Consider the following 24,892-nt stretch of genomic DNA (forward strand, 5'->3'; position numbering starts at 1 on the left):
GTAACTGTTTTCGGAAGTGGACAACCAACTAAAGGATGTGAAATATGCGTTTACTCTCCAGCACAAGTAAATCCCTCATTTGCGCTTTCGCGGCATCGGTCGTTTCCGTCAGCGCCCTCGCGCAGGGCTGGCCTACCAAGACCGTGACGGTCGTGGTGCCGTGGCCGCCAGGCGGTCCATCCGACATCGCGGCGCGCCCGCTGTCCAAGAGCCTTACCGAAACCCTGGGCCAGTCGTTCGTCATCGATAACCGCGCAGGCGGCGGCGGCAACATCGGCACCGCTGCGGTTACCCGCGCCACGCCGGATGGCTACACCCTGCTGATCACGTCGAGCGCGCCGATCGTCATCAATCCAAGCCTGTACAAGAAGATGACCTTCGATCCGCTGAAGGACCTGGCGCCGGTGACCAACCTGCTGCGCGTGCCGCTCGTGCTGGTCGCGGGCCCTTCGGTCCCAGCGAAGAACCTGAAGGAACTGATGGCCTTCATCAAGTCCAAGAACGGCCAGTTCTCCTACGCTTCGTCCGGTAGCGGCACGCCACAGCACCTGACCAGCGAATTGTTCGCCAGCGTCACGAAACTGAACATGACCCACGTCCCATACAAGGGTTCTGCGCCAGCGATCGCCGACTTGCTGGGCGGCCACATCCCTATCATGTTCGACTCGACCATCGCGATCATGCCGCATATTAAGAGTGGCAAGGTCAGGCCGATCGCAATTTCGAGCGCGCAGCGTTCGCCACTGCTGCCGGACGTTCCGACCTTCGCTGAGGCTGGTGTGAGGGGAATCGAATCCTATGCGTGGTACGGCCTGTTCGCACCTGCCAAGACGCCAAAGGATGTGATCGCAAAGATCAACGCCGAAACCGTCAAGATCATGAAGCAGCCTGAGTTTACGAAAATCCGTGCCGAGACCGGTTCCGATTTCGTCGGCGATACGCCTGAGAACTTCGGCAAGTTCGTTCATGCCGAAGCTGCTCGCTGGTCCAAGGTGGTGAAGGAAAGCGGCGCAACCGTCGATTAATTCATCAGTTTGCCGGAGGGCCAAACGGGATTGCAGTTCGCTGCAGTCCCGTTTTCTTTTGTGCTCGCGAATTACGTTGCGAGCTGTCAAACGGAAACACCACGGCATGGGTAGCATGGATTCTTTCGTCCCGCCGGAGAAACCATGGTGCTGCGATCCATTGCCATATTGTGCTGGGTGCTGATTGCCCGCGCCGCCATCGCGGCGCCAGTGGACACAGGCACCGATACGTCGCTCGTCATCGACAAGTACCGCCAGCATTTCATGGTCAACCGCGATGGCAGCTACGCCGTCGGATTTCAAACGTATGCAGCCGGCGATCCAGCGGATGGTGCGCGATTTGCAGGGGCAGATTATCGTGAAGGGCAGCTAGCCCTACGGTAACTCACACTGTATGCAACTGCATCGTCGCGATATCGAACTTGCCCTCAACCGCCAGCGGCAGCACGCGCAGGCTTTTCTCGATCGATTCCTCGATCAGCACTTGCTCTTCCTTGCGCGGGCGGTGCAGCACGAAGTCGGCCACCGCCTGCTGCGAGCTCAGGCTGCGCGGATGGCCGATGCCGATGCGCAGGCGCCAGTAGTCCTGCGTGCCGAGCGCAGCCGTGATGTCCTTCAGCCCGTTATGCCCGCCTGACGATCCGCCCTTCTTCATCTTGACCACGCCGGGCGCCAGGTCGAGCTCATCGTGCACGACCAGCACTTCATCCGGGTTGACCTTGTAGAAACGCGCCAGGGTGCCGACCGACTGTCCCGAACGGTTCATGAAGGTCTGCGGCTCGAGCAGCCATACTTCCTGCCCTGCAATGGCGGTCTTGGCGACCAGCGCGTTGAAGCGCGACTCGCGCTGCAGGCGGCAGCCGGGAAGGCTGTTGGCGAGGTTGTCGACCAGCCAGAAGCCCGCGTTGTGGCGGGTCTGTTCATATTCGGGCCCGGGGTTGCCGAGGCCGACGATCAGGCGAATTGGCATGCTGTTCCAAACGGAAAAATCGTTATTATCCGTGAAAACGGACGAAAAAAAACCCGCGCGGCGCTGGGCCCGCGGGTTTTCCGGCAAACCGCATTGCTGCGGCGTGCAGATTACTTCTTAGCTTTTGGCTTTTCTTCAGCAGCGACTTCGGTCGTTGCAGCAGCTTCAGCAGCAACGTGGCCTGCTGGTACAGCTGCGGTAGCGACGGTCTGGTTCGAACCGTGGGTGATCGCGGTCACGCCTTTTGGCAGCGCCAGGTCAGCTACGTGGATCGAATGGCCGACGTCGATGTTTGCCAGGTCAACATTGATGAACTCTGGCAGGTCAGCTGGCATGCAGGAAATTTCCAGCTCTTGCATGACGTGCGACACGGTTGCGCCGTGCAGCTTGACCGCTGGCGATACGTCAGCGTTGATGAAGTGCAGTGCTACTTTCTTGTGCACTTTGGTCGATGCGTCAACGCGCTGGAAGTCAGCGTGCAGGACCAGTTGCTTGTATGCGTGCATCTGGAAGTCGCGCAGCAGGACTTGCTGGGTCTTGCCGTCGATTTCGAGGTCGAGGATCGAACCGTGGAACGCTTCTTTCTTCAGCGCGTGCCACATGGCGTTGCCGTCCAGCGAGATCAGTACTGGGGCTTCTGCGCCACCGTAGATGATGCCTGGGGTCTGGCCAGCAATGCGCAGGCGGCGGCTCGCTCCGGTCCCCTGCAGAGTGCGGTTAAATGCGATAACTTTCATGTGAAACTCCAAAAAATGCGGGGCTTGATTGCCCTGCGTTGTGAGACCTCCCGCGACCAGGAGACCTCGAGAATGGGTGCAGCTTCGCACCCATGAAACCTTGAAACCTTGAAGACACAACGGCGCGCTGGCTTTTTCGCCAGCGCGCCGCATGAAAACAGCTAACTTTTTCTACCGCTTAGTCGATGAACAGCGACATCACCGAGTCGCCCTTGCTGATACGCTTGAACGTTTCAGCCAGCAGCGGTGCACAGGTCAGCTGGCGGATCTTGGTGCAGGCTTGCGCCGCAGCCGACAGCGGAATCGTGTCAGTCACCACCAGCTCGTCCAGCGGCGACGCGCTGATGCGGTCGATCGCCGGGCCGGACAGGACCGGGTGCGTGCAGTAAGCGATTACTTTCTTGGCGCCGCGCTCCTTGAGCACTTCGGCAGCCTTGGTCAGCGTGCCTGCGGTGTCGACCATGTCATCCATGATCACGCAGTTGCGGCCTTCGACTTCACCGATGATGTTCATCACTTCCGACACGTTCGCCTTCGGACGGCGCTTGTCGATGATGGCCAGGTCGCAGCCGAGGCGCTTCGCCAGCGCACGGGCACGCACCACGCCGCCGACGTCAGGCGACACGACCAGCAGGTCGTCGTAGTTGCGCTTTTGCAGGTCGCCCAGCAGGATCGGGGAAGCGTAGATGTTGTCTACAGGAATATCGAAGAAGCCCTGGATCTGGTCAGCGTGCAAGTCCATGATCAGGACGCGCTCGACGCCGGCTTCTTCCAGCATGTTGGCAACGACTTTCGCCGAAATCGCCACACGGGCCGAACGCGGACGGCGGTCCTGGCGGGCGTAGCCGAAGTAAGGGATCGCTGCGGTAATGCGGCCGGCGGAAGCGCGCTTGAGCGCGTCGACCATCAGGATGATTTCCATCAGGTTGTCGTTGGTCGGTGCGCAAGTCGATTGCAAAACGAATACGTCTTTGCCGCGGACATTCTCGTTGATCTCGACCATGACTTCGCCGTCCGAAAACTTGGACACGACTGCCTTGCCGAGGGGGATGCCGAGATTTTTTACGACTCCTTCTGCCAACGCAGGATTAGCGTTGCCGGTAAAAACCATCAGGTTTTCGTAAGCCATGGGAGTCCCAAGAGGTAAGCGTTGAAATCTTGAATGTCGCCGCCCGGATCAGCCGGCCGGCGCTGTGTACTTGGTGACTCGCGAGAGCGAGGCCACCGACTTCACCTGCTGGACGCTGACTTCGCATCGACAGACCAGGCAAAATTGAATGGCAGGGGAACAAGGATTCGAACCTTGGTATGCTGGAATCAAAATCCAGTGCCTTAACCAGCTTGGCGATTCCCCTACGCAACTGACTGCTTGTCGTTACATTCTACGTATTTCACGTCGAATAAAACGCCAAACGAATTCTAGTCTATAACTCCACCAACTTGCAACACCTCAGCCAGAGGATGTCGTGCCAGCGATTTCGCTTTCCACGCGGTCCGGACGGCAGGCACATTACTGAGCACTTCGTCGGCTTCGCTTTCAGTGGAAAACGCGCAAAACACGCACGCCCCTGAGCCAGTCATCCTGGCTTTGCCGTATTGCCCGAGCCATTCGATCGCCTCTGCTACCGGCGGGAACAAGCGGGCTGCTACAGCTTGCAAGTCGTTCTTTCCAAACCCGCCCGGATTCGTTTGACTCACGAGGCATCTGGAAAAGTCCGCTATTGTGACGGGTTCCGTGTTCCTTGTCAAATCCTCTGACGAAAAAATTGCCGCTGTGGGCACAGAAACACCGGGCTCGACGACCACATACCAGCAGTCGGGCACGTCCACCGCCTGCAACGCTTCGCCGACGCCTTCGGCGAACGCGGTCTGGCCGAAAATGAAGAACGGAATGTCCGCGCCCAGCGGCAAGCCGAGCGCCATCAGCTCGTCGCGCTTAAGGCCGGCCTGCCACAGGTGGTTGGCCGCCATCAGCGCGGTGGCGGCGTCGGACGAACCGCCGCCCAGCCCTCCCCCCATCGGCAGGATCTTGTCGATGTCGACATCGATGCCGGGCGCGGCGCGGCCGTGGCGGCGCTCGAACTCGGCCGCCAGCAGGTGCAGCGCGCGCACGATCAGGTCTTGATGCTCTGGCACACCGGGCACGTCCGTCAGCCGGCGGACCAGGCCATCGCTGCGCAGCGTGAAATGCAGTTTGTCGCCGTGGTCGACCATCTGGAACACGGTTTGCAGCAGGTGGTAGCCATCGGGACGGCGGCCGCACACGTGCAGGAACAGGTTGAGCTTGGCCGGGGCCGGGCAATCGCGCAAGGAGGTCTGCGTCATCGATCAGCCCTGCGCGTCGATCACGATGCGGAGCGCCATTGGCTCGGACGTGGCGGTGGCGGCACGCTCGGCGTCGATGCGCTTCGGCGCCGGCTGGGCGGCTGTCTCGTCCTGCCACGACACGAAGGTCAGGCGCCAGCCGTCGGCGGTGGTGACCGTGTTGCTGGCTGGCGAAGCGGTAAAGCGCTTGCCGCCCGGGGCGGTGGCGTAGCCTTGCAGCCAGTCGCGCAGACCGGATACCGGCAGCGACCAGCCGAGGGCCTGGGCGGTGAGGCTGTCGATATCCTTTGCCACGCGCGGGGCCTGGTCGGCCTGGGTCAGGGTTGCCGCGTCCGCGGTCACGCTGATTTTCGCCAGGGTCTGGCCGAGCGGGGACGCAAGGGCGACGTCGATGCGCTCGCCTTTTTGCGACCAGTTGAATTTGCCGGACAGGGTTTCCGGCTTGCCGTCTTTTTGGTAGTTGACGGACAGGCGGCCAGCCAGGTCGATGATGTCGCGGTAGGCGGCGACGGGGGCCGGGGACATGCTGGTTGGCGCGGTGGTCGCGCAGGCAGCCAGGAGGAGCCCCGTGACGGTGGCAGCGAAGATCTTCGTGTAGCGTGATTTATTCATGCGAGTCGCTTAATGTTAGCCGTCGTACCCGCAAAAGCGGGTATCCATGCTGTGGCATTGATGCACGTAGCGCATGGATTACCGCGGGGCCGCCGAGGCTGTCGCGGGAATGACGGTGGATGAGCAATTATCTCAGAGCTTGAGCTGAAGGCGCGCCAGCGTGTTCCTGAGCGTGTCGCTCTTCGGATCCTTGGCCCTTGCTTCCCGCAGCAATTTGCGCGCTTCTTCCTGCGCACCCTTGCGCCACAGCACCTCGCCAAGGTGCACTGCAATCTCCGCATCCTTGCGCAGCGCATACGCCTTGCGCAGCAGCGCTTCGGCAGCATCAAGCTTGCCCATGCGGTAATGCACCCAGCCCAGGCTGTCCATGATGAAGGGATCTTCCGGCGCCATCTTCAGCGCCTTGTCGATCAGCGCCAGCGCTTCTGCGAGCCGCACATTGCGCTCGGCCAGCGAGTAGCCCAGCGCGTTGTAGGCGTGATGATTGTCCGGCGCCAGCACCATCACTTCACGCAGCGCCTTTTCCATCACGTCGACACGGCCCAGCTTTTCAGCCTGCAACGCGAAGTCGTACAGCAGGTCCGGATTCTTCGGGAACTTGCGCGCTCCGTCCTCAAGCACCAGGTAGGCCGCCTGGCCCTGCCCCGCGTCGCGCAGGATCTGGCCCTCAGTCAGCACGACCTGCGCCTGCTGCGTCGCTTCCGAAGGCGACAGGCCCGCCAGCACCTTGCGCGCGCCGGCCAGTTCGCCCTGCTTCGCCATCAGCTGCGCGCGCTTGACCTGCGCGCCGAAGTACAAAGCCGGGTCTTCACTGTCGATCTTGCCGATCCATTTCAGCGCCGCCGGCAGGTCGCCGCGCTGTTCGGCCAGCTGAGACAGCATCAGCAGCACGCGCGACGGATCGCGCTCGTCATCGGGGCTCTTCGCCAGCACTTCGGTGAAGTGGCTCAGGTATTCCTCGGCCGATTCCGGGTCGTCCAGCTGCATCGACAGGATACCCAACGCATACAGCGTGCCGAGATCTTCCGGCTGGTCCTTGAGCAGCACCTCGAACGAATCGCGCGCCTTCTCGTACTGCTTCTGGTCGACCAGGATGCGGGCGTGGGCGGCACGCACTTCGCGCGCTTTCGGATTGGCCGCGATGAACTTCGCCAGCATGGCTTCGACGCTGCCCTGGTCCACAGCCACCTGCGCCAGCGTCAGCACGGCGATTTCGGAGTCCGGCTTGAGCGCCAGCGCGGCGCGCGCCTCGGCTTCCGCCTGCACCTTGTCGCCGCGCCCGAACGCGCTTTGCGCCAGCAGGATGCGCGCCTCGACCATGTGGCGGTATGGCGCCAGCAGGCGTTCGAACATCGCCGCGGCAGCAGCCTTGTCTTTGGCGCGGCCGATGAACTGGCGGGCCTGGAACATGGTGGCGCCGCGTTCGGTGATCGGCGCGTCTGCCAGTCGCTGCCTTAGGATGCCCTCGGCTTCGGCCAGCTTGTCGGTCAGCACGGCCAGGCCCAGGTAAGCGCGTGCCGCCTCGTCCGAGTCGGGCGACAGCTCGCGCCAGGTGCCGACCGCCGCCATCGCACTCGGGTGCTCATTTACGCTCAGCGCCATTTCGGCGGCGCGGCGGGCCAGGCGCGGGTCGCGCGTCTGTTTCGAAGCCTCGATCAGCGCGGCGTACGGCTCTTTCCAGTTGCCTTCCCTGAAGTCGAACTCTGCCTTCAGGAGCTGGTACAGCAGGTCGCTGCTCAGCGCCACTTTCGGCAGGTTTTCCTCGTCCGCGGCCTCGTCGTCGGAGACATCTGCCGCATCGGTTTCATCGGCCACCGCCGCCGGTGCTTCCTGCACCGGGCGCGCGGGTTCCGGCTGCGGTAGTTGCGCCACAGCACACGCCGATAACAGACCCGTGAGGGTTACAATGACGAAAGCGTTTTTCAAAGCAATTCCAGGATGACATCGATGATTTCTGATTCTACGCCTAACCTCCCGGTCGCGTGCGCACCCGCCCCCGCTGCCGCAATGTAATTCCGCCCAGATGCCAGAATTGCCAGAAGTCGAAGTGACGCGGCGCGGCGTCGCGCCGCATATCGAAGGACGCATGGTCGAGGGTGTGCTGACGCGCCGCGACGGCTTGCGCTGGCCATTTCCAGCTGGACTGGACGGATTGCTGGCGGGACGCCGCGTGCTGGCGACCGGCCGGCGCGGCAAGTATTTGCTGATTCACTTCGAGCACGGCACCCTGATCATCCACCTGGGCATGTCCGGCCACCTGCGCGTGCTGCCGGAAGGCACCGAATACAAGACGCACGACCATTTCGACCTGATCGTCGCCGGCCCCGAGGGCCGCCAGGTGCTGCGCCTGCATGACCCACGCCGCTTCGGCGCCGTCCTGTGGCACGGCAACGACGAGGGCGCACTGGACGAGTACCTGTTGCTGCGCGGGCTAGGCGTCGAACCGCTCGGCGACGGCTTCTCGGGCGACCTGCTGTTCCGCGCCACCCGCAAGCGCAAGGCGCCGATCAAGCAGGTGCTGCTGGCGGGCGACATCGTGGTCGGGGTCGGCAACATTTACGCCTGTGAAAGCCTGTTTCGCGCCGGCATTAACCCGAAGATTCATGCGGGCCGCATAAGCGCCGTCCGCTATGACAGGCTGGCCCAGGCCATCAAGCAGATCCTGGCCGAGGCAATTGTGCAGGGAGGCAGCACTTTGCGTGACTTTATTGCCGTAAACGGCCAATCAGGCTATTTCCAGCAGACATATTTCGTCTATGATCGTAAAGGGATGCCGTGCAGAAACTGTGGCGCTGAAATTCGCCAGATCAAGCAGGGTCAGCGGTCGACTTTTTATTGTGTAAATTGTCAGAAATGACGGGAAGCGCCGTTCGCACGGAACGGCACGCGAGGGCAATGTGAGCAAAATGGTGCAGGATTTCGAGCAGTACAGCGCGTGGCGCCAGAACGTGGCGTCGGCGCTTGTGGCTTACCAGGCCGGTGTCAGCCACGCCGGACTCGGCGACGCCGCCAGCGAGCAGCGCGTCGCGCGTGCGCTCGACCGCATCCGCGACGACAAGCTGTCGGTCGCCTTCGTCGCCGAATTCTCGCGCGGGAAGTCGGAACTGATCAACGCCCTGTTCTTCGCCGACTACGGCCAGCGCATCCTGCCATCGGCCGCCGGCCGCACCACCATGTGCCCGACGGAGCTGATGTACGACCCGGCCTGGCCGCCCTGCCTGCGCCTGCTGCCGATCGAAACGCGCGGCGAACAGCTGTCGACCAGCGACTACCGCGACGACGCATCGGCATGGACCGTGCTGCCGCTGTCGCTCGATGCGCCGGACAACATGATCGACACCTTCAAGCAGGTCAGCCTGACCCGCTACGTCAGCGTCGACGAAGCCAAGCGCTTCGGCCTGTACGACGAAACCGACCCGGACGCCGCGGCATCGCTGAACGACCAGGGCGAAGTCGAAATCTCGCTGTGGCGCCACGCGATCATCAACTTCCCTCACCCGCTGCTCAAGCAGGGCCTCGTCATCCTCGACACGCCGGGCCTGAACGCGATCGGCACCGAGCCTGAACTGACGCTGAACCTGATCCCGAACGCGCACGCGGTGCTGTTCATCCTCGCCGCCGAAACCGGCGTCACCAAGAGCGACATCGAAGTCTGGCGCACCCACATCGGCGCAGGCCCGGGCCGCATCGCCGTGCTGAACAAGATCGACGCGATGTGGGACGAGCTGAAGACCGACGCCGAAAACGACGCCGACATCGAACGCCAGCGCGCCAGTGTCGCGCAGCTGCTCGCGCTCGACCCGCGCCAGGTGTATCCCGTATCGGCGCAGAAGGCGCTGGTCGGCAAGATCAACGGCGACATGGCGCTGCTCGAAAAGAGCCGCCTCAATTCGCTCGAAAGTGCGCTGTTCCATGAGCTGATCCCGTCGAAGAAGGACATCATCCGCACCCAGCTGGCCGATGAGATGGCGGGCGTGGTCGGCACCCAGCAAGGCATGATCGCGGCGCGCACGCGCGACATCGTCGAACAGCTGCAGGAACTGAAAAGCCTGCGCGGAAAAAACCAGAGCGTGGTCGCGCACATGATGCGCCGCATCGACGTCGAGAAAAAGGAATTCGACGCCAGCCTGTTCAAGCTGCAGGGCACGCGCTCGGTGTTCGCGCGCCTGTCGACGGAGCTGTACACCACGCTCGGCATGGACGTGGTGCAGGGAGAAATCGAAGGCGTGCGCGACGCGATGGCGGCGACCCGCTTCGCCACGGGCATGCGCGGCCCGGTGCGCGATTTCTTCGACCAGGCCCGCCGCAACCTCGACGCATCGAACATCAAGATCGGCGAGATCAGCGCCATGATGGAATCGATGTACCGCAAATTCTCGGCCGAGCACGGCCTGTCGCTGTCGATCCCGATGCCGTTCTCGCTGAACAAATACAAGCGCGAGATCGACGCCATCGAAGAAGCCTACGCGCGCCAGTTCGGCACCACCACGCTGATCATGAGCAGCCGTAACGCCATCATGGAACGCTTCTTCGACTCGATCGCATCGCGCGTGCGGCGCAGCTACCGCGCCGCCAACGCTGACGTCGAAGCATGGCTGAAGGTCGTCATGGCGCCGCTCGAATCGCAGATACGCCAGCACAAGGACCAGCTCAAGCACCGCCTCGCCTCGATCCAGCGCATCCACGACGCGACCGACAGCCTGGAACAGAAAATCTCCTCGTTCGAAAGCACGCAGGAAGAACTGGACCAGCTCAAGGCGCGACTCGGCCAGCTGGCCGGCGGCGTAACGAAGGCCATCGACTCCGACCTGCGCGTACTGGAAGCGGCTGCGTGAAGCGCGCGACCGAATTCGACGACCTGGCCGATCCCACGTTCTCGGCTGACGTTATCGTCTGGCAGAAACAGCACGGCCGCCATGCGCTGCCGTGGCAGAACACGCGTGACGCCTACCGCATCTGGCTGTCCGAGATCATGCTGCAGCAGACGCAGGTCAGCGCGGTGCTTGGCTACTACGCACGCTTCCTCGAACGCTTTCCTACCCTCGCCGGCCTGGCTTCAGCGCCCTCCGAAGATGTGATGGCGCTGTGGAGCGGGCTCGGTTATTACACGCGAGCGCGCAACCTGCATGCGTGCGCCAAGCGCGTGATGATTGATTACGACGGCGTGTTCCCGGGCGACCCGGCGCTGTTGGCGCAACTGCCTGGCATCGGGCGCTCGACCGCTGCGGCGATCGCCGCGTTTTCGAGCGGGACGCGGGCGGCCATTTTGGATGGCAACGTCAAGCGCGTGTTTGCGCGGACATTCGGGGTTGACCAGTTTCCGGGGCTGAAGCCCGTCGAAGATGCGCTGTGGCGGCGCGCCGACGCGCTGCTGCCGGTTGAAGGCATCGAGTCGTACACGCAGGGCTTGATGGATCTCGGGGCTACACTGTGCACGCGCAGCAGCCCGGATTGCGGGCGCTGCCCGCTGCGGCAGCGCTGCGTGGCCTATGCGACGGGGCGGACGGCGGAACTGCCGGTGCGTAAGCCGAAGAAGGCCGTGCCGGAGAAGCGGGCCACCTTGATGGCTGTGGTGCATGGCGGGCAGGTGCTGCTGGAGCAGCGGCCGGATTCAGGGATCTGGGGCGGGCTGATGTCGCTGCCGGAGCTGGATGGACATCAGGCGCTTGCTGGTGACGCTACAGTGATTGAGGAAGTCGTGCGCGCCGCGGGGGCGTTCGGCGAGGTTGAAGAAACCGAGGCGCTGCTGCCGCTGGTGCATGTGTTCACGCATTACAAGCTGCATATCGCGCCGTACCGGATTGGGATCGCGCAGCGAGCGGAGCTCGATTCGAGGTACGTGTGGTGGGATATGGCCAGGATTGAACAGGCGCCCTTGCCGGCGCCCGTGAAAAAGCTGTTGGCGCAGCTGGAAACGCCGGGGCTTTTCAACTAACGTGTCGTTCCCGCGAAGGCGGGAACCCATAGCCCGCATGCCTCAGATAGGTTCCCGCCTTCGCGGGAACGACGACGCTAGAGCTCTTCCAGCGAAAAAATCCTGCGGTGCTCGCGGATCGCGTACCGGTCCGTCATCCCGGCGATGTAATCGGCAATCATGCGCACCTGCTTGCCCTCGTCGCCCGTGTTCTCCTGATAATCCGGCGGCAGCAGCACCGGCTCCGCGACGAACGCTTCATACAACTCGCGCACAATTTTGCTGGCCTTCACCCGCATCCGGTTCACCTGGTAATGCCGGTACAGATTCTGCCGCAAGAATCGCTTCAGCTCCGTGGCGTCCTTGCGCATCCCGTCCGAGAACCGGATCAGCGGCGCGCTGGCGCGCACTGCATCGACGCTGCCCGGATTCGCCTCCGCCAGCAAGCCGCCCGAGGTGGCGATCAGATCGTCCGCCATCGCCGTAATCAAACGCCGCAAGGTCTCGTAAATCGCGCGCCGTCCCGAAACTCCCGGGAACGTCGTCTGCACCTCGTGCCACAGGCGCCCGAAAAATTCGACCTCTTCCAGCTGCTCGATCGTGATCAGCCCCGAACGCAGTCCATCATCGATGTCATGGCTGTTGTACGCGATCTCGTCGGCGAGATTGGTCAGCTGCGCTTCCAGCGATGGCTGGGTGCGGTCGATGAAGCGCTCCGCCACAGGTCCCAGCGTCTTCGCGTTGGTCAGCGAGCAGTGCTTGAGGATGCCTTCGCGCGTTTCGAACATCAGGTTCAGTCCATCGAACGCGCCGTAGCTTTGCTCGAGCGTGTCCACCACGCGCAGGCTTTGGAGGTTGTGTTCGAAGCCGCCGTGGTCCTTCATGCATTCGTCCAGCACATCCTGGCCCACATGGCCGAATGGCGTATGCCCGAGGTCGTGGGCCAGCGACACCGCTTCGACCAGGTCTTCGTTCAGCCGCAGGTTGCGCGCCAGCGAGCGGCCGATCTGCGCCACTTCGAGGCTGTGCGTGAGCCGCGTGCGGAACATGTCGCCTTCGTGGTTCAGGAACACCTGTGTCTTGTATTCGAGACGGCGGAACGCGGAGCAGTGGATGATGCGGTCGCGGTCGCGCTGGAACTGGCTGCGCGAGGCGTGCGCCGCTTCCGGATAGCGGCGGCCGCGCGCCGTGTCCGACTGCACGGCATACGGCGCGAGGTACTGTTCCGGCGTCATGGCGCCACGCAGGCGTCGATGGTGGCGAGCAGCGTCTCGTGCGGCACCGTCGTGATGACGGCGCTGCCGAGTGGCTTGAGCAGGATGAACCTGATCGCGCCGCCTTCGTTTTTCTTGTCGACTTCCATCAGCTCGAGCCAGCGTTCGGCGCCGAGGTCCGGCGCATCCGTCGGCAAGCCGGCGGCGTTGACCAGCGCGCGCAGGCGCTCGACGCTGGCGCGCTCGATGTAGCCCATGCGGCACGACAGTTCGGCCGCCATCACCATCCCGCAGCCGACCGCTTCGCCGTGCAGCCACTTGCCGTAGCCGAGGCCATTTTCGATCGCGTGGCCGAACGTGTGCCCGAAATTGAGGATCGCCCGCAGACCGCCTTCGCGCTCATCCTGGCGCACGATGTCGGCCTTGATCTCGCACGAGCGCGCGATGGCGTGCGCCAGCGCGGCCTGGTCGCGGGTCAGCAGTTTTTCGATGTTCCGCTCGATCCAGTCGAAGAACGGCGCGTCAATGATCGCGCCGTGCTTGATCACTTCCGCCAAACCCGCCGACAGTTCGCGCTCGGGCAGCGTCGCCAGGGTGCCGGTGTCGGCGAACACGGCGCGCGGCTGGTAGAAGGCGCCGATCATGTTCTTGCCGAGCGGGTGGTTGATGCCGGTCTTGCCGCCGACCGAGGAGTCGACCTGCGACAGCAAGGTGGTGGGCACCTGCACGAAGGGCACGCCGCGCATGTAGCTCGATGCGGCGTAGCCGGTCAGGTCGCCGATCACGCCGCCGCCCAGGGCGACCAGCGTGACCTTGCGGTCGCATTTGTTGGCCAGCAGCGCGTCGAACACCTGCATCAGCGAGGACCAGTTCTTGTGTTCTTCGCCGTCTGGCAGGATGATCTCGATGACTTCGCGGCCGGCCGCGCGCAGCGGTTCGGCGACGCGTTCAAGGTACAGCGGCGCGACGGTGGTGTTGCTGACGATGGCGACCTGGCGGCCTTCGATGTGGCGCGCCAGCAGGCCGGGATCGTCCAGCAGCCCGGAACCGATGGCGATCGGGTAGCTGCGCTCGCCGAGGTTGACGTTCAGGGTGGTGTTGGATGCTTCGTTCATCGCGCCTCGCGGATCGGGTTTAACGCCAGTCCCCGCATGCGGCGCGTTGAGCGCTTCCAGCTGTGCCAGGATGGTATGGACCATCGATTGTACGTTAGGACGGCCGGTATCGATGACGAGGTCGGCAACTTCGCGGTACAGCGGCTCGCGCTGCGAGGTCAGTTCTTCGAGGCGGCTGCGCGGGTCGGCGGTCTGCAGCAGCGGGCGGTTTTTGTCGTGGGCGGTGCGCGCCATGATGCTGTTGACGTTGGCGCGCAGGTAGACGACGGTGCCGCGCGCCTTGAGCAAGGCGCGGGTTTCTGGATTCAGGACAGCGCCGCCGCCGGTGGCCAGCACGATGCCCTGGCGCGCGGTGAGGTCGCGGATAACATCTGCCTCGCGCCGGCGAAAGCTCGGCTCGCCCTCGATCTCGAATATCCACGGAATCGATGCGCCCGTGCGGGCCTCGATCTCGTGGTCGGAATCGATGAACTGCTTGCCCAGCTTGCGGGCAAGGATGCGGCCGATGGTGGTCTTGCCGGCCCCCATCAGGCCTATCAGGAAGATGTTTTCAGAACTCAAATTTGTGACTTGAACGCAAACGGTTTGGTGGTTCCTTTCGGTGTCGTGACCTTCACGACAATGCTGCCGTGTGCGCATGTGGAATCGGGCTTCACGGTTACCGAGTGAATTGTACCGCCGATTGTGTTCGAAGATGGAACAAGTGCCGGGATGACCTCTCCAAGGCTGAGTTTATCGGTATCGCCTGCCGCCACAGCAGTATTCTCAGGCAGCGGGTTGTTGTTGCGGTCATGGAGACGGAAGGTCAGCGGGCGGGCCGAGCACGCCGCCCCAGCGACGCCGGCGATTACGTCCTCGGTTCCGTCGGCGCTGGTCCAGTCACGGCAGGTGCTGCCGGAGCAAACCACGCGGGTCAGGAACGGCGTCGAACCGCTGAACGTGATCACGGCCGAGGCGCGGATGTAGTTGATGCCCCACTTGCCGTTTCCAGCCGCCCGGTAGGTCGTGCTGTTATATGGGATCGGCAGGTCGCCCTCGACTGCCTCATATACGCCGTCTTCCTCGGTGTCGAGGAATGGGTCGCCCATATCGACAAACGGCTCGCCGCCGGACAGGCAGGTGTCGACCAGCGGACGGTAGACGGTAGGCACGGCGCCATTCGCGTCGACAAAATTGGTGCAGCTATATTGGCCGTCACCGTTCATGTCCGTGAAGTTCTCAACGCCCTGGACGAAGGCCATCACGGTAACGCGGCCGTTGACTGGCTTGAAATTCTGCGAGCGCAACTCGACCGTGCAGCCGCCGTCGGACGTGACGCAGGCGCCTTGCGCGGCCGTGCCGATGGCGCCGCCTTCGGTGATGAAGTTGACCGCCGTGTTGTCCGAGATCGGGTTGCCGTACTGGTCGGCGAGCCTGATCGTCATCTTGGCGATTTCGCCATCGCGGTCACCGCCCTCGATATTGTGGCGGTCCGCGCTGAGCGACATCGCTTTCTGGATCGGCAGGCCGGTCGAAATCGTCAGCGCATCCGACAAGCCGCTGATGGTCGAGCCATTGCGGGTCGCTTCAGCGATCACGCGCACCGGGGTCGGGATCGTGCCCGACGAAACCGTCGTGGTCACGCGGCCGGTGGCATCGGTCGTGGCGCTGGCTGGCAGCACCGTGAGTCCGCCGGTATAGGTGGTGGCGCGGAAGTTGACGTCCACGCCGGCCAGGCCGTTGTTGTTGCGGTCGACCACGCGGAAGCTCAGCACTGCCGCTTCCTTGCGACCCAGGCCGCCCGAGCCCTTCAGCACGATCGAGGTGCCCTGCAGGTCGGAGCCGACGAACTGCATGGTGCCGATATTGGCCGCGTCGACGTCAATGTTGATGCCTTGCGACGAATTGCCAATCGAGGCGGTGATGCGGTCGGTGCCGCGCAGGCAGCCGTTATTGGTGTAGGTCGCGGTCTGGACGCCGTTGGCAAGCGCGCCGAGCACGATGGTGGCGGTGCCGTCGCCGACGCACAGTGAGGTCACGGTCAGGCCTGGCACGGTGGTGGCAGGCTGGCCGCCGCTGGTTACCGGGATATTGATCGCCACGGTGCTGAAGGCCGGCAGTTTGCCGGCCGGCGCTGGCGTCAGCGTCAGCGCGCCGACCGTCAGCGGGGCCGCGCCGACCGCGATGTTAACGCTCGCGGTAGCTGTCTTGCCGGCGACAACGCCTTCGGCGGTGATCGCCACGGCGCCGGCCGCGGTGACGCTGGAAGGCTTGACGCTGATGACCGCAGTGCCGGTGGCGTCGGTCAGTGCCGAGCCGGATGCCGGGGTAAATTCAACCAGGGAGGTGTCGGATGCGGTGAACTTGACGATCGCGCTGGCCGCTGCGATGCCGGTGCTGTCGGTCAGCTTGACGCGGACCAGGCCAGTCTGGCCGCCCGACAGCGAGTTGACCGAAGTGCCCGCGCCGTCGACGACGGTGACCGTCATGCGCGGCTCGCCGGCGGGCGTGCCGGTACCAGGCATGGTTGTACCGCCCCCGACTGTGCCGGGGTTGCCGCCGCCGCCGCCGCAGGCGGCCAGCGCCAGCGCCAGCGATGCGCACACGAGCAGTTTAAGTGGCGGGAGACCCGGGCTGAAGACGGCGTTATGCGGCATGTTTAGTCCTGATTCTTGTTTGTGTTGAGTCTTGTATTACCGGCCCGTGATGCGGTCGGCGACAATTTTTGGGGTAATGAAGACCAGCAGTTCGGTCTTGCTGGTGGTGCGCCCGGTGGTCTTGAACAGGTAGCCCAGCACCGGCACGTCGCCCAGAAGGGGGACCTTGCTTTCGGTGTTCGACTCGGCCTGCTGGTAGATGCCGCCGAGGACCACGGTGCCGCCGTTTTCGACCATGACCTTGGTCTTCACGTGCTGGGTGTTGATCGCGAAGCCGGCGCGGGTTTCCTCGCCTTTCGAGTCCTTGTTCACATCGACCTCGAGCACCACGTTGCCGTCAGGCGTAATCTGCGGCGTGACTTCGAGGCGCAGGTTGGCCTTCTTGAAGGTGATCGAGGTGGCGCCGCTGCTGGTGGCGACCTGGTACGGCAGTTCGATACCCTGCTCGATCACGGCCAGCATCTTGTCTTCGGTGACCACGCGCGGGCTCGAGATGATCTTGCCCTTGCCGTCCGCTTCCAGCGCCGACAGTTCCAGGTTCAGGAAGCGGTTGGCCGCCGACGAGAACAGGCTGAATGCCACCGTCGCTGCCGACTGGCCGCCAATGCCTTGCGCAGGCAGGTTGATGAACTGGGTGTTGGTGTAGCCGTCGCCGGTGTCCGGGGTCTGGCCGGTGACCTGGCCCACGCCGGTGAGGTTGCCGCCGATGGCGAGGCGCTCATTGCCCTTGACCTGGTAGCCAGGGTCGCCGCCGCGGAAGCCGCGCAAGTCGGCGAAGCCAAGCTTGGCGCCGAGGTTGCGCGAGAAGCCGTCGTTCGCTTCGACCAGGCGCGCTTCGATCACCACCTGGCGTGAGGCCACGTCGGTCTTCAGGATCAGCTTGCGGATGTCTTCGATCTTCGACGGGATGTCGGTGACGAACAGCTGGTTGGTGCGCGGATCGATGATCGCGCTGCCGCGCTTGGACAGCACGCGGTTCTGGTTCTCGGCGCCGCCGCTAGCCGCGCCGCCGTTGGCGTCGAGGCCGAACACGGTGCGGAAGGCTTCGGCCTTCTGGTAGTTCAGCTGGAAGATCTCGGAACGCAGCGGCTCGAGGTCGGCGATCTGGGCGCGCTGTTCGAGTTCGAGCTTTTCCTTGGTCAGCAGTTCATCCTTTGGCGCGATCCACAACACGTTGCCGTTCTTGCGCATGTCGAGGCCCTTGGCCTGCAGGACGACGTCGAGCGCCTGGTCCCATGGCACTTCGCGCAGGCGCAGGGTCAGGCTGCCGGTGACGGAGTCGCTGGTGATGATGTTCAGGCCCGAGATATCGGCAATCGCCTGCAACGCCGCGCGCACTTCCACGTTCTGGAAGTTGAACGACAGCTTTTCGCCGCGGTAGCCCTGGGTTCCCTGGGTCAGGCGGTTCGGGTCTTCCTTGATCGGCTTGACGTCGACCACCAGCTGGGTCTCGCTCTGGTAGACGCTTTGCTCCCACAAGCCGTTCGCTTCGATCGTCATGCGCACGTTGTCGCCGTGCGGGGCGGTCGTGATCAGGCCGACCGGGGTGCCGAAATCGGTGACGTCGAGGCGGCGGCGCAGCGTTTCAGGCAGGCCGGTCTTGAGGAAGTCGACAATGACCTTGCTGCCGACCTGGCGCACATCGACGGCCACCTGGTTGTTCGGCAGGTCGACCACGACGCGGCCTTCGCCGTTCGCGCCGCGGCGGAAGTCGAGGTCGCGCAGCAGTGGACGTGATGCCGGCGCGGTGGCGGCGGCAGGCGCCACGACGGCGACGCCGGCGCGGTCGACAGCCTGGGCCACGCCGCCGGAACCTTCCACCGTCAGGATCACGGACTTGCCGTCGATCGCGGTAGCGTAGTTCAGCGGACGCTTGAGGTTTAGCACCAGGCGGGTACGTTCGCCGGCCTGCACCACGTTGATGTTGCGCACGTCGCCGAGGTTCACGTCCTGGGTGCTCTTGCCGGTCGCGTTGGCGGTGGCGCCGAAGTCGAGGGCGATGCGGCTAGGGTTGGTGATCGAGAAGCCGATCGGCGCACGCGACGGCGCGTTCTTCAGCGCGATGTTCACCACGACGTTGGCGCCCTGCTGGTTGGCCGTGATCGACTCGATCGCATTTTCCTGCGCCAGCGCAGCGCTGCTGCCTGCAACGAGAGCGAGCCATGCGCCGATGCGTACTGCAATCCCCGTCACCGAGGCGGCGCCATTCATTCTTGATGCGATCATTTCGTGCTCTCCTTACTATCCTGCAGCTCCAACTTCGACATGCGCTCGACCCAATCGCCGGTGGCGTCCTGAACCACTTCTCTTATATTCACAGCCTGCTCCGTCACGCTGGTGACGACGCCGAAGTTCTGGCCGATACGCTGACCGGCACGAACCTGGTGCACCGCGCGGTCGATCTGCAGCAGCGCGTGGTTGTCGCCGCCCTTCTGCAGCAGTCCGACCATGCGCATCGTATCAAGCGGGAAGGTCTCCAGCAGTTCGCGGCGGCGGTCGGCGTCCGGCTTGAGCGGGTTGGTCGATCCCGCATCGGTGCGAGCCAGTTCCGCCAGCAGCTTGTTCTGGCTGAACGGATCGACCGCATCGCCGGCCTTGTAGGCGAACGCCGTAAAGGTCTTCGGCTCGGCCAGCGGCTTGACGCTGACCTTGGTTTTCTTTTCCGTGTCGGCCATCCATTGCTGGACTTCGCGCACGTCGCTGTCGGTGCAGGCGGTCAGCATGACGGCCAGCGCCAGCATCGCGGCTTTGCTCAGGTGCGTCATTTTCCCGCTCCCTTCTTGGTCGGCGTCTTGTCCTTCTTGCCCTTCTTGTCCTTCTTCTCGCGTTCTGCCTTAGCCACGCGCTGGGCGGTGGCTTCTTCGTCGTCGAGGTAGCGGAAGGTCTTGGCGACCGCTTCCAGTATCAGGGCGCCGTCCTTGGCCGTGGAAAGCGCCATGTTATTGAGCGTAACGATACGCGGCAGGTTGGCCATGTCGCCGGCGAATGAACCGATGTCATGGTAGTTGCCGCTGATCTTGATGTCGATCGGGAGTTCGGCATAGTAGTCGCGCACCACCACCTGGCCTGGCTTGAACAGTTCGAATTGCAGGCCGCGGCCAACGCCGGCCTGGTTGATGTCCGACAGCAGCGCCGCCATTTCGGCCTTGCTCGGCAACTGCTTCTCCAGCCGCGCCACGTATTGGTCGACCTGCAGCTTCTGGGCTTCAAGCGCTTCGAGATTGATCGCCTGCGCGATCTTGGTGGTGTATTCGGTGCGCAGCTTGGCTTCCTGCCTGGCGCCGGCTTGCTGCTCTTCGAACTGCGACTGCCAATAAGCGAAATAGCCAAGCACGATCACCACGGACATTACGCCCACGGCAAGCAGCAGGCGCGGCGCCAGCGGCCACTGGCCGGGATGGCGTCCCTGCAGCCCCTGGAACTGGGATCGCAGCGAGTGCGACAGGTCTTTCAAATCGATGTTCTTGCTCATGCCTGGTCTCCGCCAGCGGCCGCGGTCTTGGCGGCGCCGGTCTTGCGCGCGCCTGCGGCAGGCGCCGCAGCAGCTGCTTCAGCCGCCGCATCGATGTCGCGCGGGCGCTTGATATTCACGCCCAGCGTGAACTCGACCACCTTGCGGCCGGCCTTGTTCTTGTCCAGGCTGACGGCGCGTACTTCGGTCAGGTCGGGACGCTCGAGCCACTGCGAATTGCCGGCCAGGTTGCGCAGCAGTTCAGCCACGCGCTCCTGCGACTGGGCGTTGCCCGACAAGGTGACGCGCTGGCCGTCCTGCTTGAACGCCTTCAGGTACACGCCTTCCGGGGTCTGCTTGACCAGTTCATCGAGCAGGTACACCGGCTGGTTGCGGTCGCCCTGCAGGTCTTCAACCGCCTGCTGGCGCGCCTTCAGCGCTTCGATTTCCTGCTTGAGGCCCGCGATCTTCTCGATCTTGACGTCCAGTTCCGCGTTGGCGTTGGCGATCACGCGGTTGCGCTCTTCCTGGATCGAGATGCGGCTGGCGTTGTAGGCGCCGACCATCAGCACCACGACCACGCCGAGCACTGCGCCCAGCGCCATCAGGGCGACGAACGCGGCCTGCTTCTGTTTGCGTTTGGCTTCCCGGTGGGGAAGCAGGTTAATCTTGATCATACCGCCGCCTTTCGCATGGCCAGGCCGCAAGCGACCAGGTAAGCCGGCGCTTCGGTGCGCAGCTGCGACTCGCGCACGCCGGACGCCAGCTGCATGCCTTTGAACGGCGACACCACGGCGCTGGAGATGCGGGTGCGGCTGGCGACGATGTCGAGCAGCCCCGGCATCAGCGCGCAACCGCCGGCCAGGAACAGCTGGTCGATGCGGGTGTACGGCGTGGAGGTGTAGAAGAACTGGATGGCGCGCGTGACTTCGAGCGCGGCGTTTTCCAGGAAGGGGGTCAGCAACTCGGCCTGGTAGTTTTCCGGCAGGTCGCCGGCGCGCTTGCGCGCTTCGGCTTCCTCGAACGACAGCCCGTAGGCGCGCACGATATCCTGGGTCAGCTGGTTGCCGCCGAACGGCTGCTCGCGCTCGTAGATGGTGTCGCCGTCGAGCATGACCGAGATGTGGGTGACCTGGGCGCCGACCTGGAACAGCGCGACGATCTGGCCGGCGCCGGCCTGCGGCATCATCGCCGTCACGCGGTCGAGCGCGGCGCGGGCGGCGTACGATTCGATGTCCATCACCACGGCAGCCAGGCCGGCCGCTTCGGCCAGCGCCATGCGGTCCTCGACCTTTTCCTTGCGCGACGCCGCCAGCATCACTTCGATGTCGTCGGGCGAATTGGCGGCCGGGCCGATCACGTCGAAATCGAGGCTGACCTCGTCGAGCGCGAACGGGATGTACTGGCTGGCCTCGGACTCGACCTGCACTTCCAGCTGGTCTTCCGACAGGCCCGCCGGCAGGATGATCTTCTTGGTGATGACGGAGGCCGGCGGCATGCCGAGCGCGACCAGCTTGATGCGGGTGCCGCTCTTTTTCCAGACGCGCCGCACCGCCTCCGAGACCTGCTCGAGGTTTTCGATATTGCCGTCGACGACAGCGCCGCGCGGGAGGGGCTCGGATGCATAACGCTCCAGACGCAGCTCGCCTTTGCCGAGCTGTGACAGCTCAACCAGCCGGACGCTGGACGTACTGACGTCCAACCCGATCAAGGGGGGACTGGATTGCCCGAACAAGGAACCTAGATTAACCATTTACGAGCCCACTCCTCCCCTAACCGCATTTTGAATTATTTTCTGAATAACTTGCTTCTCAGAAAGATAATATGAACTGGCCTTTTGGGGGTTATTTGATATAAAACCGCCATTTAGGCGGCATACATAAGACAGTACATTAAATCGTAGCAACAACGCCGAGCCCATGTAAAGGTATTTCTGCATTGGAACTTTATCGGTACGGGCGGATTCACCACACTCTGTGAACGCGCTGACATCTAAGTTGTCGGCCCGTTCACACTCGTCCATTAGCCTGCTGTAGCGAATGGGGCTGGCCGGTACCGTGCTTTATAATGAAGCACATCAATATGTGAGAGATCCACCCGCATGACTTCGAAATCGGATACAACGGCTACGCCAAAAAAAGGCGCACGCAAGCGCAGCCCTAAACGGATGCTGCTGATTGCGCTCGGGATTATCACCGGCACAGGACTGGCGGCGCTGCTGATTGTCGTCTTCGCGCTGGCGATGGCCTACCCCAACCTGCCCGCGCTCGACACGCTGACCGACTACCGGCCGAAAATGCCGCTACGGATTTTCTCCGCCGACAATGTCCTGATCGGCGAATTCGGCGAAGAGCGCCGCACGCTGGTCCATATCAAGGACATTCCGAATGTCATGAAGAAGGCGGTACTGGCGATCGAGGACGACAATTTCTACGAGCACAGCGGCGTGTATTACAAGGGCATCCTGCGCGCGGCGCTGCACAACGCCAGCGGTGGGGCGCGCCAGGGCGCATCGACCATTACCCAGCAGGTAGCGCGCAACTTCTTCCTGTCGTCCGAGCAGACCCTCAAGCGCAAGGCCTATGAAATCCTGCTGGCCTGGAAAATTGAAAAAAGCCTGACCAAGGACCAGATCCTCGAGGTCTACATGAACCAGATCTACCTGGGCCAGCGCGCGTACGGCTTCTCCTCGGCCGCCCAGATCTACTTCGGCAAGGACCTGAAGGACATCAGCGTGGCCGAAGCGGCGATGCTGGCCGGCCTGCCGAAGGCGCCGTCGGCGTACAACCCGGTGGTCAACCCGAAACGTGCGCGCACGCGCCAGCAGTACATCCTGCAGCGTATGCACGAGCTCGGCTACATCACCACGGCGCAGTACACGGCCGCCAAGGACGAACAGCTCAAGATCAAGACCGATAGCAACGAGTTCGGCGTGCACGCCGAGTACGTCGCCGAGATGGCGCGCCAGCTGGTGTACGAACAATTCAAGGAAGAGACCTACACGCGCGGGCTGAATGTATTCACCACGATCACCAAGGCCGACCAGGACGCCGCCTACCTCGCGCTGCGCCGCGGCGTGATGGACTACGAGCGCCGCCAGGCCTACCGTGGGCCGAAGTCGTACATCGACATCCCGGGCAAGAAGGAGCAAGCCGAAGAAGCGATCGAAGCCGAGCTGGCCGAGCATCCGGACAGCGACGACATCATCGCCGCCATCGTGCTGGAAGCATCGCCGCAGCAGGTGACGGCGGTGACCGCGTCGGGTGAAGAAATCAAGATCAGCGGGCCGGGGCTGGCGTTCGCGCAATCCGGGCTGTCTTCGAAGGCGCCGCCGAACCGCCGCATCAAGCGCGGCGCGGTGATCCGCGTCACGCAAGGCGGCGGCACCACCTGGAGCATCACCCAGATGCCGGAAATCGAATCGGCCTTCGTCGCCGCAGATACAAGGGACGGCGCGATCCGCGCGCTGGTGGGCGGCTTCGACTACAACCGCAACAAGTTCAACCACGTGACGCAGGCATGGCGCCAGCCGGGATCGTCGTTCAAGCCGTTCATCTACTCGGCATCGCTGGAGCGCGGGCTGTCGCCATCGACGCTGATCAACGACGCGCCGATCTCGTTTGACGCGGGGCAGACCGGCGGCCAGGCATGGGAGCCCAAGAACTACGACAACAAGTACGAAGGCCCGATGAGCATGCGGCGCGGGCTGAGCAAGTCGAAGAACATGGTCTCGATCCGCATCCTGCACCGCATCGGCGCCAAGTACGGCCAGGAATACACGACGCGCTTCGGCTTCGACGCCGAGAAGAACCCGCCGTACCTGACGCTTGCGCTGGGCGCGGGCGCGACCACGCCGTTGCAGTTGGCCGGCGCCTACGCCGTGTTTGCGAACGGCGGCTACCGCGTCAGCCCGTACCTGATCACCAAGGTCACCGACAGCAACGGCACCATCCTGTCGCAAGCCTCGCCTGACCGTGCCGGCGAAGAAGGCAACCGCGTGATCGACGCGCGCAACGCCTTCATGGTCGACAGCATGCTCAAGGACGTGGTCCGCTACGGCACTGCGACCAAGGCGCTGTCGCTCAAGCGCACCGACATCTCCGGCAAGACCGGCACCACCAACGACTCGATCGACGCCTGGTTCGCCGGCTACAACCCGAACGTGGTGGGAATCGCCTGGATCGGCTACGACCAGCCCAAGAACCTGGGCAACAAGGAAACCGGCGGCGGTTTAGCGCTGCCGATCTGGATCGGCTACATGAGCAAGGCGCTCAAGGGTGAGCCGATGGAAGAGCGCGTCGTGCCGGGCGGCCTGATCAATGTGAACGGCGAGTACTACTACGCCGAGAACCCGCCGGGAACCGGCGTCCAGAGCATCGACGTCGGGGTGCGCAGCACTCCCGCCGAAGAAGCGGTGAAGGATGCGGTAAAGAACGAGCTGTTCTAAGCACCACCGCCGTAAAAGCGGTTGCAAAACGCTTCGGGGTCCGTCCCCGGGGACGGACCCCGAAGCGTTTTGCAACTATTCCGAGAGGGTCACGGAGGTGCCGCCTTGTTCGCTGGCCAGCGTCGACAGCGCGGCGAACAGCTCGGAGCCGTCGCGGGTGTTGATCCACTGCCCGTCGGCGCGCTTGTAGTGGAAGCCGCCGGATTTGGCCGCCACCCACATTTCCTGCAGCGGCGCCTGGCTGTTGACGATGATCTTGGTGCCGTTGTCGATGAACTCGATTTCCAGCACGTTGCCGCTGCGCTTGCATTCGACGTCGATCACGTCTTCGTCGTTGAGCCGGTCCATCGCCGCTTCGATCGTGCTCAGGGTGCTGTCGGCCAGGTCCAGGAATTCGGTTTCGCTCATCATGCTACACTCCAAGGTCTTCTAATTAAACCGTGATT

At 63.5% G+C, this 24,892-nt stretch carries 21 protein-coding genes and 1 tRNA gene; 6 read left to right on the forward strand and 16 right to left on the reverse strand.

Going from position 1 to position 24,892, the window contains the following annotated elements; genetic code table 11:
• Positions 1 to 44: 44 nt before the first annotated feature.
• Together HHL21_RS18315 and HHL21_RS18320 are read left to right on the forward strand one after the other, a co-directional pair.
• On the forward strand, positions 45 to 1,025 hold the full coding sequence (locus HHL21_RS18315) for a Bug family tripartite tricarboxylate transporter substrate binding protein (RefSeq protein WP_169468552.1): 981 nt from the start codon (positions 45 to 47) through the stop codon (positions 1,023 to 1,025).
• Positions 1,026 to 1,169: 144 nt separating this feature from the next.
• Positions 1,170 to 1,409 carry a hypothetical protein gene (locus tag HHL21_RS18320; protein ID WP_169468554.1) on the forward strand — a complete coding sequence of 80 codons (240 nt, stop codon included), beginning with the start codon at positions 1,170 to 1,172 and terminating at the stop codon, positions 1,407 to 1,409.
• Between the two features lies 1 nt (position 1,410).
• Here the strand turns inward: HHL21_RS18320 and pth are convergent, their stop codons facing one another.
• The 7 genes from pth to HHL21_RS18355 all read right to left on the reverse strand — a co-directional run bounded on the left by pth (position 1,411) and on the right by HHL21_RS18355 (position 7,541).
• The gene (gene pth / locus HHL21_RS18325) at positions 1,411 to 1,995 is read right to left on the reverse strand and encodes an aminoacyl-tRNA hydrolase (RefSeq protein ID WP_169468556.1); all 585 of its coding nucleotides are present in this window, start codon (positions 1,993 to 1,995) and stop codon (positions 1,411 to 1,413) included.
• A gap of 110 nt (positions 1,996 to 2,105) precedes the next feature.
• A complete protein-coding gene (locus HHL21_RS18330; protein ID WP_169468558.1) occupies positions 2,106 to 2,732 on the reverse strand; it encodes a 50S ribosomal protein L25/general stress protein Ctc in 627 nt (208 codons plus the stop codon).
• 178 nt (positions 2,733 to 2,910) lie between these two features.
• A complete protein-coding gene (locus HHL21_RS18335) occupies positions 2,911 to 3,861 on the reverse strand; it encodes a ribose-phosphate pyrophosphokinase (RefSeq protein WP_169468560.1) in 951 nt (316 codons plus the stop codon).
• 149 nt (positions 3,862 to 4,010) lie between these two features.
• Positions 4,011 to 4,087 (reverse strand) — tRNA-Gln (locus HHL21_RS18340).
• Positions 4,088 to 4,151: 64 nt separating this feature from the next.
• On the reverse strand, positions 4,152 to 5,057 hold the full coding sequence (ispE, locus tag HHL21_RS18345; RefSeq protein ID WP_169468562.1) for a 4-(cytidine 5'-diphospho)-2-C-methyl-D-erythritol kinase: 906 nt from the start codon (positions 5,055 to 5,057) through the stop codon (positions 4,152 to 4,154).
• A gap of 3 nt (positions 5,058 to 5,060) precedes the next feature.
• Positions 5,061 to 5,669, reverse strand: a complete 609-nt coding sequence (locus tag HHL21_RS18350) for an outer membrane lipoprotein LolB (protein WP_169468564.1) — start codon at positions 5,667 to 5,669, stop codon at positions 5,061 to 5,063.
• Between the two features lie 132 nt (positions 5,670 to 5,801).
• Positions 5,802 to 7,541, reverse strand: coding sequence for a tetratricopeptide repeat protein (locus tag HHL21_RS18355; RefSeq protein ID WP_370659758.1), 1,740 nt, complete (start codon positions 7,539 to 7,541; stop codon positions 5,802 to 5,804).
• A gap of 151 nt (positions 7,542 to 7,692) precedes the next feature.
• Here HHL21_RS18355 and mutM point away from each other — a divergent pair, with 151 nt between their 5' ends.
• Genes mutM through mutY form a run of 3 tightly spaced genes read left to right on the forward strand, consistent with a single transcriptional unit; the run spans position 7,693 to position 11,604 of the window.
• On the forward strand, positions 7,693 to 8,526 hold the full coding sequence (mutM, locus tag HHL21_RS18360; RefSeq protein WP_169468568.1) for a bifunctional DNA-formamidopyrimidine glycosylase/DNA-(apurinic or apyrimidinic site) lyase: 834 nt from the start codon (positions 7,693 to 7,695) through the stop codon (positions 8,524 to 8,526).
• A gap of 49 nt (positions 8,527 to 8,575) precedes the next feature.
• Positions 8,576 to 10,504 carry a dynamin family protein gene (locus tag HHL21_RS18365; RefSeq protein ID WP_169468672.1) on the forward strand — a complete coding sequence of 643 codons (1,929 nt, stop codon included), beginning with the start codon at positions 8,576 to 8,578 and terminating at the stop codon, positions 10,502 to 10,504.
• The gene (mutY, locus tag HHL21_RS18370) at positions 10,501 to 11,604 is read left to right on the forward strand and encodes an A/G-specific adenine glycosylase (protein ID WP_169468570.1); all 1,104 of its coding nucleotides are present in this window, start codon (positions 10,501 to 10,503) and stop codon (positions 11,602 to 11,604) included. Before HHL21_RS18365 ends, mutY begins: the two co-directional genes overlap by 4 nt.
• Positions 11,605 to 11,681: 77 nt before the next feature.
• On the opposite strand, the gene HHL21_RS18375 is transcribed toward mutY, so the two are convergent.
• Genes HHL21_RS18375 through HHL21_RS18410 form a run of 8 tightly spaced genes read right to left on the reverse strand, consistent with a single transcriptional unit; the run spans position 11,682 to position 21,752 of the window.
• Entirely contained in the window at positions 11,682 to 12,818 is a 1,137-nt protein-coding gene (locus HHL21_RS18375; protein ID WP_169468572.1) for a deoxyguanosinetriphosphate triphosphohydrolase, read from the reverse strand.
• Complete coding sequence (gene aroKB, locus HHL21_RS18380; RefSeq protein ID WP_229496588.1) at positions 12,815 to 14,440, reverse strand: bifunctional shikimate kinase/3-dehydroquinate synthase AroKB; 1,626 nt, start codon at positions 14,438 to 14,440, stop codon at positions 12,815 to 12,817. The genes HHL21_RS18375 and aroKB overlap by 4 nt, the downstream gene beginning before the upstream one ends.
• A 29-nt stretch (positions 14,441 to 14,469) precedes the next feature.
• Positions 14,470 to 16,548 carry an Ig-like domain-containing protein gene (locus tag HHL21_RS18385; RefSeq protein ID WP_169468576.1) on the reverse strand — a complete coding sequence of 693 codons (2,079 nt, stop codon included), beginning with the start codon at positions 16,546 to 16,548 and terminating at the stop codon, positions 14,470 to 14,472.
• 36 nt (positions 16,549 to 16,584) lie between these two features.
• Positions 16,585 to 18,759: a type IV pilus secretin PilQ gene (locus HHL21_RS18390; RefSeq protein WP_169468674.1), complete on the reverse strand. Its 2,175-nt coding sequence runs from the start codon at positions 18,757 to 18,759 to the stop codon at positions 16,585 to 16,587.
• A gap of 11 nt (positions 18,760 to 18,770) precedes the next feature.
• Complete coding sequence (locus HHL21_RS18395) at positions 18,771 to 19,313, reverse strand: pilus assembly protein PilP (protein ID WP_229496584.1); 543 nt, start codon at positions 19,311 to 19,313, stop codon at positions 18,771 to 18,773.
• Positions 19,310 to 20,020, reverse strand: coding sequence for a type IV pilus inner membrane component PilO (locus HHL21_RS18400; protein ID WP_169468578.1), 711 nt, complete (start codon positions 20,018 to 20,020; stop codon positions 19,310 to 19,312). The genes HHL21_RS18395 and HHL21_RS18400 overlap by 4 nt, the downstream gene beginning before the upstream one ends.
• Complete coding sequence (locus tag HHL21_RS18405) at positions 20,017 to 20,676, reverse strand: PilN domain-containing protein (protein ID WP_169468580.1); 660 nt, start codon at positions 20,674 to 20,676, stop codon at positions 20,017 to 20,019. The genes HHL21_RS18400 and HHL21_RS18405 overlap by 4 nt, the downstream gene beginning before the upstream one ends.
• Entirely contained in the window at positions 20,673 to 21,752 is a 1,080-nt protein-coding gene (locus HHL21_RS18410; RefSeq protein ID WP_169468582.1) for a pilus assembly protein PilM, read from the reverse strand. The genes HHL21_RS18405 and HHL21_RS18410 overlap by 4 nt, the downstream gene beginning before the upstream one ends.
• A gap of 348 nt (positions 21,753 to 22,100) precedes the next feature.
• Between HHL21_RS18410 and HHL21_RS18415 the strand changes: the two genes are divergently transcribed.
• Positions 22,101 to 24,446 (forward strand): penicillin-binding protein 1A, encoded by a 2,346-nt coding sequence (locus HHL21_RS18415; RefSeq protein WP_169468584.1) that lies wholly within the window; start codon positions 22,101 to 22,103, stop codon positions 24,444 to 24,446.
• Between the two features lie 75 nt (positions 24,447 to 24,521).
• Here HHL21_RS18415 and cyaY read toward each other — a convergent pair whose 3' ends face one another.
• Positions 24,522 to 24,854, reverse strand: coding sequence for an iron donor protein CyaY (gene cyaY, locus HHL21_RS18420; RefSeq protein ID WP_169468678.1), 333 nt, complete (start codon positions 24,852 to 24,854; stop codon positions 24,522 to 24,524).
• Between the last annotated feature and the right edge of the window lie 38 nt (positions 24,855 to 24,892).

Source organism: Massilia polaris, assembly GCF_012927275.1.
Taxonomy (GTDB): Bacteria; Pseudomonadota; Gammaproteobacteria; order Burkholderiales; family Burkholderiaceae_D; genus Telluria_A; species Telluria_A polaris.